11 protein-coding genes are annotated in these 9,188 nt (G+C 34.7%); 7 read left to right on the plus strand and 4 right to left on the minus strand.

Annotated features, from left to right (window positions below):
- Positions 1-344, minus strand: a 344-nt coding sequence (ndhC, locus tag SFT90_08175; protein MDX1950451.1) for an NADH-quinone oxidoreductase subunit A, incomplete at its 3' end; no start/stop codon positions are given.
- A gap of 86 nt (positions 345-430) precedes the next feature.
- Between ndhC and SFT90_08180 the strand changes: the two genes are divergently transcribed.
- Genes SFT90_08180 through SFT90_08195 form a run of 4 tightly spaced genes read left to right on the plus strand, consistent with a single transcriptional unit; the run spans position 431 to position 4,762 of the window.
- Entirely contained in the window at positions 431-1,150 is a 720-nt protein-coding gene (locus SFT90_08180; protein MDX1950452.1) for a histidine phosphotransferase family protein, read from the plus strand.
- A complete protein-coding gene (locus tag SFT90_08185; protein ID MDX1950453.1) occupies positions 1,150-3,930 on the plus strand; it encodes a hybrid sensor histidine kinase/response regulator in 2,781 nt (926 codons plus the stop codon). The genes SFT90_08180 and SFT90_08185 overlap by 1 nt, the downstream gene beginning before the upstream one ends.
- A gap of 10 nt (positions 3,931-3,940) precedes the next feature.
- Positions 3,941-4,393 (plus strand): chemotaxis protein CheW, encoded by a 453-nt coding sequence (locus SFT90_08190; protein MDX1950454.1) that lies wholly within the window; start codon positions 3,941-3,943, stop codon positions 4,391-4,393.
- A 3-nt stretch (positions 4,394-4,396) separates the two neighbouring features.
- Positions 4,397-4,762: a response regulator gene (locus SFT90_08195; protein ID MDX1950455.1), complete on the plus strand. Its 366-nt coding sequence runs from the start codon at positions 4,397-4,399 to the stop codon at positions 4,760-4,762.
- A gap of 15 nt (positions 4,763-4,777) precedes the next feature.
- Here SFT90_08195 and SFT90_08200 read toward each other — a convergent pair whose 3' ends face one another.
- Positions 4,778-5,650: a hemolysin family protein gene (locus tag SFT90_08200; protein MDX1950456.1), complete on the minus strand. Its 873-nt coding sequence runs from the start codon at positions 5,648-5,650 to the stop codon at positions 4,778-4,780.
- Between the two features lie 94 nt (positions 5,651-5,744).
- Between SFT90_08200 and SFT90_08205 the strand changes: the two genes are divergently transcribed.
- From SFT90_08205 to dnaQ, 3 genes are all read left to right on the plus strand, one after another.
- Positions 5,745-6,113, plus strand: a complete 369-nt coding sequence (locus SFT90_08205) for an NADH:ubiquinone oxidoreductase subunit NDUFA12 (GenBank protein ID MDX1950457.1) — start codon at positions 5,745-5,747, stop codon at positions 6,111-6,113.
- 16 nt (positions 6,114-6,129) lie between these two features.
- Positions 6,130-6,618: an outer membrane lipid asymmetry maintenance protein MlaD gene (gene mlaD / locus SFT90_08210; protein MDX1950458.1), complete on the plus strand. Its 489-nt coding sequence runs from the start codon at positions 6,130-6,132 to the stop codon at positions 6,616-6,618.
- A gap of 150 nt (positions 6,619-6,768) precedes the next feature.
- Positions 6,769-7,479 (plus strand): DNA polymerase III subunit epsilon, encoded by a 711-nt coding sequence (dnaQ, locus tag SFT90_08215; protein MDX1950459.1) that lies wholly within the window; start codon positions 6,769-6,771, stop codon positions 7,477-7,479.
- A gap of 227 nt (positions 7,480-7,706) precedes the next feature.
- On the opposite strand, the gene SFT90_08220 is transcribed toward dnaQ, so the two are convergent.
- The gene (locus SFT90_08220; GenBank protein ID MDX1950460.1) at positions 7,707-8,561 is read right to left on the minus strand and encodes a YihY/virulence factor BrkB family protein; all 855 of its coding nucleotides are present in this window, start codon (positions 8,559-8,561) and stop codon (positions 7,707-7,709) included.
- Between the two features lie 188 nt (positions 8,562-8,749).
- Positions 8,750-9,188: pyridoxamine 5'-phosphate oxidase family protein (locus tag SFT90_08225; protein ID MDX1950461.1), on the minus strand; the 439-nt coding region annotated here is incomplete at its 5' end.

The raw sequence follows: 9,188 nt of genomic DNA on the forward strand, positions 1-9,188 counted from the left end.
TTTTTCCATTCATAGATGAAGCCGATGGTTAGAACGCTTAAGAAAATCATCATGCTAGTAAAGCCAAAAACGCCTATTTCCTTCAAGGAAATTGCCCAAGGGAAAAGGAATGCAATTTCTAAATCAAAGATAATAAATAATATGGCGACTAAGTAAAACCTAACATCAAAGCGGCCTCTAGCTTCAGAAAAAGCATCAAAACCGCACTCATATTGAGAAACCTTCTCAGCATCAGGGCTTTTTAATGAGGTTATATAAGATGCACTAACAATCACAATCGCAAGCAAAGTTGCAACAATTAGAAATATTAATATTGGTAAATACTCAGAAAGTTCAAATTCCATATTCAAAAAAGGTTTTTTGTTATTTACTATATGTTTAGTTTATCAATATCTTTAGCTTATAAACCAAGTCAAGATTATTTGCAATTATGAACCCTTACGGCGTTATGAATTTATTCAAGAATGTAAAAAATGTTAAAAGCAATGGCGGTGGTGAAAAAATGGCTGAGCTTCTGCTGACTCGCTTTACGCATGATATTGCAGGGCCAATTGGTGCGGTGGTAAATGGCTTAGATTTTGTAATGCATGACGCAAGAGATACTGAAGACCCGGGTGGAATTGAAATCAAAAACCAAGCGATAGATATAATCGATGAAAGCTCCAAGCAGTCTCTTGCTCGCCTGCAAGCCTATAGAATGGCCTATGGCGTAGTTTATAATGAAAATGCGAAAGTTGCCACTCGTGAGATTAAAGACATTATGGGTAGGTATTTCTCTAAATCACATATTGATTTAATATGGAATCCTTCAGTGCCGGAAGGCTTCCCAGTTAATAGAAGAAGAATTTGCGTTGGAATGATTTTAACACTCGCTAGAGTTTTCATTTATGGCGGTAAAATAAGCGTTAGTTTTTCAGGTGAAAATAAAAATACTATTGAAGTTAGAGGCACTGCACCAAAATATAAAGAGCCTGAAATGATTAGGGATATTTTGCTCAACAAAAAAGAAATTGAGATGGATGTTGATAATGTTCCTTACTTTTTCATTCGTGAAGCTACTGATAGTTTAGGTGGTAAAATCACCTTTGAATACAAGGCCTCAGATGAAGAAAAACAAGTTACCTATATAACAGAATTTCCTAATATTTAATGGACGATTTATTACAAGAATTTCTAGAAGAAACCAATGAAGCTCTTCAAAAGCTGGAGCTTCAATTCATTGAGCTTGAGAAAACCGGCGGTGATGCTGATTCGGTGAATAATATCTTCCGCGTAATGCATACAATTAAGGGAACTTCAGGGTTTCTAGCCTTTAAGAAATTGGAAAAAGTTGCACATAGTGCAGAAAATATTATGGATAAAGTGCGTTCTAACAAGCTATCGGTTAATCAAACGCTTATATCTCTAGTTTTAGAAGCTGGTGATGCAGTCAAATCTATCGTTGAAAACCTTGGTAATGACGGCACTGAAGGTGATGTGGATTATTCTGATCTTATAATAAGGCTTGATGAATGTGCTTCTGGCAAGGTAGCAGTTGCAGAAAAGAAAGAGGAATCTAAAACTCCAGACCTAGATGAAGAAATTGATTTCACTCCTATTATGGCTGAATATGCTGATACCGAAAAATCGGCTGAAAATAAAACACCAGATTTAGATGAGCCAATAGATTTCACGCCCATTATGGCTGATTACGCTAGCAATTCCCCTACCCCAAAAACGCCCAATAAAACTGAAGAAATAAAGCAGGTAATAAATAAACCAGCACCTCAAAAGCAAGAAAAGAAAGAAGAACCTAAAAATAACGATAATAAAAAGGCAGCTCAACAAAGCATCAGGGTTAATATAGATATTCTAGAAAATATGATGCAATTAGTTGGGGAGCTTGTTCTTACCAGAAACCAAATTCAACAGCTTAGAAGGTCATCATCAGTTAAGTTAGACCCTTCTTTTGTCGGTAGCTTCCAGAGGTTAAATATAATCACCAGTGAATTACAAGAAGGTGTGATGAAAACTAGAATGCAGGCAGTTAGCTCTGTGTGGCAGTTATTCCCTAGAATTATTCGTGATCTTGCTAATGATTTAGGCAAGAAAATTGAACTTAAAATGATTGGTGAAGAAACCGAGCTTGATAGGCAAATGCTTGAAACGATAAAAGATCCGCTAACGCATATGATTAGAAATTCTGCGGATCACGGCATTGAAAAACCAGCAGAAAGGCTTGCCAATGGCAAGTCAGAAACCGGAACAATCACGCTTAGTGCATACCACGAAGGTGGGCAGATTATCATAAAAATTTCAGATGACGGCAAGGGCGTAAATATCAACGCAGTTAAGAAAAGAGCTATTGAAAAAGGGCTTGCAACCGAAGATGAGATTGCAAGAATGTCTGATAATCAAATTTGCCATTTTATATTCAAGCCCGGTTTTTCAACCGCAGAGCAAGTAACGGCAGTTTCAGGCAGGGGCGTTGGTATGGATGTTGTGATAAGCAACATCAATAAAATTGGTGGTAGCTTAGAGATTGAAAACTTCCCTGGTAAAGGTGCGGAATTCCTAATAAAGCTGCCACTTACACTTGCTATAATGCCAGTGCTTTTAGTGCAAGCTAAAACTGAAACTTTCGCAATTCCACAAATTTTAGTTTCAGAAATTGTTAGGGTTGGTAAAACTAAAAGAAGTGAATTTTTAGGTGATGCTAAATATGGTGAAATAAAAATTCATAGTGCGGAGGTTATAAACGGCAAGCCAGTTTTAAGGCTTAGAGGCAGGATTATTCCGATTATCTCACTACCAAAAGAACTTGGTTTGTGCGACGAAAAATATGCAAATGATAATGAAATTGAAAGATTTGTTGTAATTTGCGAAGTAGGCTCAAATATTTTTGGTATATCAGTTGATAAAGTTTTCCACACTGAGGAAATTGTTGTGAAGCCAAAATCTCCGCTCATAAAAGATTTAGAATATTATTCTGGTAGCACAATTCTTGGAGATGGCAGTGTAATTTTAATAGTTGATTTAATTGGCTTGCTTAGAAACTCAGGTGTTGAGGCAACTTCAGGGCAGAATAAGCAAAAGCAAGTTAAGAAAATTTTTGACGAGGAAGAGATAAACTTCTTGCTCTTTATGGCTGGTGATGGTGCACCAAAAGCAATTCCGCTAGAGTTAGTTTCTAGATTAGAAGAGCTAGATTACAGCAAAATTGAAGAATCCGCAGGTAATAAAGTTATTCAATATAGAGACTCACTAATGAGGTTAGTTTCTATAGATGATAAAGTTCCAGTGCCTGAAGATGGCGTTAGAGAAACCATTGTATTCAATGATAGAGATAGAACTCTAGGTGTTTATGCTAGTGAAGTTATAGATATTGTAAAACAAAGAATGGCGTTAAAAGCTGGTTCATCTAAACCCGGTATTTTGGGCAGTATGATTATAAATAATAAAGCGACAGAAGTTATTGATATAAGCTATTTCTTTTCTTCCATTTTCACAGATTGGCTTGGCCATAGTGAAGCAAATAAAATTGAGGGTGAATCTGAGGAAGGCAGACGCCATATTTTACTTGTTGATGATAGTGCCTTCTTTAGAAAATTTATGAGGCCACTTATTTTGGCGGCGGGCTATAGGGTTTCAACCTGCTCTGATGGGTTGGAGGGGCTTAATATGCTCAAAAATCACGGGGAGAAATTTGATTTAGTGATTTCTGATATTGATATGCCTGTTATGAATGGCGTTGAATTTTGTAAAGAAGCTAAAAAGATTGATAAATTAGCAAATCTGCCGTTTGTTGCCCTTACTTCTCACAAAGAAGAAGATTTTGAAGAAGATATAAAAATAATAGGTTTTGAAAGGTTAGTTACAAAATCAGATAGAAATAAAGTTATAAATTTAGTTACTGAAATCTTAAAAGAGAAGAAAATAGCCAATGGATAGCAAAAATAAAATGAAAGAAAACGCTCTTCAAGTTGCTATTGAGCAGGAAGAACAATTCTTAACCCTCCGTGTTGCAGGGCAATTATTCGGCATTCCAGTTTTGAAGGTTAGAGATGTTCTAAAACCGCAGAGAGTTACAAAAATCCCTAAAGTTAGAAGCCAGATTCTTGGTCTTATGAATTTAAGGGGCAGAATTGTAACTGTTATTAATATGTCAGAAACCTTAGGCGTTACCTGCACTGCAAGCGATAAAAAAAAGATGTTTGTTGTGGTTGATCACGAAAATGAATATTATTCTTTAAGCGTTGATGAAGTTGGGCAAACAATAACGCTTAAACTATCAGAATTTGAAAAAAACCCTGCAAATCTTACCAAAAATTGGCGTGATTTTTCTAAAGGAGTATTCAAGCTAGAAAAGGAATTAATGCTCGTTCTTGATATCCCTAAAGTAATTACAATATAAAATATGAAAGCCCTAGTTGTTGATGATTCAAAAGTTGTGAGGTCTGTAATTTCTTCTCTGTTAGAGAGTTTTAGTATTGCTTATGAACAAGCTGAAAATGGTTTAATTGCTCTTGAAAAAGTGAGAAAATCAAAATTTGATTTCATTCTGCTTGATTGGAATATGCCAGAGCTTGATGGTATTGGCTTTTTGCAAAAATCTAAAGCAGAAAATCTGATTGCAGATACAAAAATTATCCTCTGCACAACTGAAAATGAATTTGAAAAAATCAGCCTCGCCCTAGAAAGCGGTGCGAGTGAGTATATAATGAAGCCTTTTAATAAAGATATACTTGAAGATAAATTAAAAATTCTTGGAATAATTGGGTAGATTAAAAGTAAATTCCTATCTTTTCATAACTAGAATTTTCTTGAGCGTTCGAGCGTCTGCTTCAAGAACTTCAACCTCAATTTCCTCATTAATTCTAATAATTTCACCTTTAACAGGTATTCTGCCAGAAATTAAATAAACCAACCCTCCGATTGTATCATATTGTTCTTCATCATATTGATTTGCAAGGTTTATTGCTGTGTGGGAATAAAAATCTTCAATAGAAATTCTTGCATTCACTTCATAAACTTTATCATTAATTTTTTTCACTGAGCTATCTTCTTCCTTATCGTGTTCATCATCTATTTTGCCAACGATTTCCTCAATAATATCTTCCATTGTTATTAAACCTTCTGTGCCACCATATTCATCAACTACTATCGCAATATGCACCATACTTTTTTGCATTCTCATTAGCAGATTGCTAATTTTCATAGGCCCTGGCACAAACAAGCATTTTCTAGTGATTGCTTTAATATCAATTGCTTCATTATTAAGCAGATATTTAACGGCATCTTTAATATGGATAAACCCAGTTATTTCATCAAGATCACTCTTATAAACGGGTATCCTTGTATAGGCTTTATCAATTAGTTTATCTTTTAGTTCTTGCAAATTTGCTGTTTCTGGAATTGCAAAAATATCAGGGCGAGGAATCATTATATCCTCAACATAAATCTCTTTGAATTCAAGAACATTCCTTATTATTTCCTTCTCGCCAGCCTCTAATTTATCGGCAGAATTCTCTTTATTATCAAGGATTTCTTCAATTGTTTCTCTAAGCCCACGAGATTTAGGCGAGATAAATTTTACAATTTTATTTTTAATCTGAGAAATTTTTTGACTTAAATCAGGCTCAGTAGTTTCTTGAGCGTTACTTGTGTTCATTTTTCAATAAAAATAGATTTCCTATTCAACTATTATATTGATGTATTTAGTAAAATCTATATTAAATAACATAATTTCAATTATTTTGATAAAAATGGCGAATTTAGGCACTAGAATTTTTACCCTTTTATTTGGTAAAAAAGTTGGCGAAGATGGGTTTGGTAATAAATATTATCAATCGTCAATTGCTCGTGGTAAAAATGTAGGAAGATACGGCAAGGAAAGGCGTTGGGTGATATATAAAGGCAAAGCAGAGCCTACAAAAATTCCGCCTGAATGGCATGGCTGGATTCATTATTCCTTTGATGAGCCACCCCAAGTGGTTGCTAAATTCAAATGGCAGAAGGATCATCTGCCAAATCTGACCGGCACTGATTATGCTTACTTACCCTCAGGTCATAAAGAAAGCAAAGGGCATAGAGATAAAGCAACAGGCGACTATGAGGCTTGGAAACCTAATTAAAATCAATGTGTAATTTATGAATAAAAATATTGTTGAAACTTTAATCGGATTTGCAGTGATTGCAGTGGCTGTTTTCTTTGTGTTTTTTAGTTATTTTAAGTCTGATAGCTCAGCGAGCTATTCAGGCTACAAACTTAGCGTAAACTTTGATAGGGTTGATGGCCTGAATATTGGTAGCGATGTCCGAGTTAGTGGCCTTAAAATTGGTAAAGTGATTGATGCAAAAATTGATAGCAAAACCTACCAAGCTAAAGTTGAAATTGATGTTGATTCTGAGGTTAAAATTCCAGCTGATTCATCAGCGGAAATTATTAGTGCAGGATTGCTTGGTGATAAATATATTGCACTTGTTCCGGGTGGCTCTGAAAATAATCTAAAAGATGGTGATACTATCAGATATTCTCAATCTTCCATAAGCATTGAATCACTAATTGGTAAATTTATGTTTGGTGATGATGAGAAAAAAGACAATAAAAAATCCAAAAAGTCTGAAGAGTTTTTTTAGTGCTTATACCCTCCCTTGTTTACGGGGGAGGGTTAGGGTGGGGGCAAATTTTACTAGAGAGAAATAATATAATAAAGCCCCCCTCTTAATCTCCCCCCGCAAGCAGGAGGAGAAACTCATAGATACTGCTCAATCACTAACACCAACAGAATGGAAAGAGAAATAATTTTAGATACAGAAACAACAGGATTAGACCCAAAAGATGGGCATAGAATTGTTGAAATTGGGTGTATTGAGCTTATAAATCGCCTGCCAACAGGTAAATTCTTTCACCATTACATAAACCCACAAAGGGAGATTGGTTTTGATGCAACCAGAATTCACGGCATCACTAATGAAATGGTTAAAAATTCGCCGAAATTTGAGGAAATTGTTGATGATTTTCTTAATTTTGTCGGTGATTCAAAATTAGTTATTCACAATGCTGATTTTGATATGAAATTTATTAATGCGGAACTCTTTTACGCTAAAAAATCCGATATTAAACCTGATAAAGTTTTCTGCACATTAAAATATGCTCGTAAAAAATTCTCTGGTGCGCAAAATAGCTTAGATGCACTTTGCAAAAGATTTGGCATAGATAATTCGCATCGTGAAAAACATGGTGCTTTGCTGGATTCTGAATTACTTGCAGAGGTTTATCTTGAGTTAATGGGCGGCAGACAAAATGTAATAAGCCTTCAAGTTGAAAATAATCTTAAGGAAGAAGCAACCCAAAATAGCCAAGAAAAATCAGTTAAAAGTTCAAAAATTGCTAATTTCCCATACAGAAAATTTGAAGTTTCTGAGGAAGAAAAACAGCTACACAAAAATTATACTGCAAAAATAAAAGATAGCATCTGGGCTAAAATTGAAGGTTAAATAGATTTAGAGGATAGTTCTTTTTTATTTAGTGTCACCCCGTGCTTGTCACGGGGTTACCATAAGGTAAGCTCAGAACTTAGGTATGGAAATACTTTCAGACATTAACCCCGCAATAAATGCGGGGTGACAATTAGTGGTTAAGCGGAAAAGCTACAATTGTTTAACTGCTCATTATATTATTCTATTATACCATTGGCAAAGGCTTAAACAACGTCCCCCCTGCCCTACTCTTTTTGAATGATTTCGTGACCAAGTGATTTTTCAAAGAAATAATTAAACTCAGCTCCAAAAATGTAAATCACTGAAAGAACATAAAAGAAAATTAGGGTAATTATAAAATTCGCTAAACTTCCATAAACTATATTTAACTGCCTATATTGTTCAATATAACCTGAAAAAATATGAGCAGAAATTAACCATAAAATTAGCACCACAAACGCGCCCGGTAAAACTGCAATTAAGCTCTGTTTGATATTTGGCAGAACATAATAGCTTATTGCAAGCGAGAAGAAAATTACATAAGCCGAAATATAATATCTAAGCCGAAGTAAATGCGGATCAATTTCAAATGTTAAATTAAAATAATCTTTGATGAAATCCCATAAATTAGGTGCGATTGTAATAAAAAACATCGCAATAATTACCAAGAAAGTAAGAATGATAATTTGCAACATACTCATCAATCTTCTGAAAATATATCTTGGTGGGTTATTAACCCTGTAAGCCCTATTTAGAATAGTTCTTAGGCCTTCAACTATTGAAGATGAAGTCCAAATTATTCCAATAATTGCAAGGGTTAGCAGGCCCTGTGGCGGGCCAGAAAGAATCTCATTTATTCTAGGCTCAAGTGAAGCTATCGCATCATGAGGCAGAAAATGGCGAATTTCAGCAATGAATCTAATGCCAATTTCTTCTTTGCCTAAATTTCCAGCGATTGAAAAAACAAATACTATAAACGGAAAAAGCGATAGTAACGCCAAAAAAGCAAGATAACCTGCGTGTTCTATACCATCGTGATGGATAGTATAATATCCCGCATCATAAAAAGATTTTAGAATTTTCTTTGCCCGCTCTTTCATATTTAATCCTATTTCAAAACAAGATTATGTTTCAAAAATTGATTTGTAATTAAATACCCTCTCCCTGTTTTTCAGGGAGAGGGTTAGGGTGAGGGTAAATTGAGTTATTAAAATTCTAAACCCTCACCCCCTGCCCTCTCCCTACAAGTAGGGAGAGGGGGATATTCCTTTAGAGATTTTAACAAATTCTAAGGTGCAATTTCTTTTATTGTAAGATTATTGTTGTTATCCCAAATATATAAATATCTTTTATGGCCTTGGTGATGCAAAATTAGGCAGTCAATTTCATCAAATTTGTTTTCAATAACTGAAAAATTTTTATATCCAGCCTCTAAATCATCAAAAATTCTTGGCTCTGGTGTTGTTATTTCTCTACCTGAAGGGTTTATTTGTGAATAGCATTCCTTGCTTCTTGGTTGCGTTTTTTCCCATTTTATTTGAGTAATTTCATTATTATAGTGAACTTTACAAACCGCCTTAATTCTGAGCTGAATTTTAGTTACTGGGCTATAAAAAAGCAGGGAAACCTTATTATTTTCCCTCAAATCACTAATTTTTTGGCATCTAATATCGCTGTGATAAATAATTTTTCGCTCAGAAAAATCGCAATCTCTATGCACTACATTT

Source organism: Rickettsiales bacterium (assembly GCA_033762595.1).
Lineage (GTDB): Bacteria > Pseudomonadota > Alphaproteobacteria > Rickettsiales > UBA8987 > JANPLD01.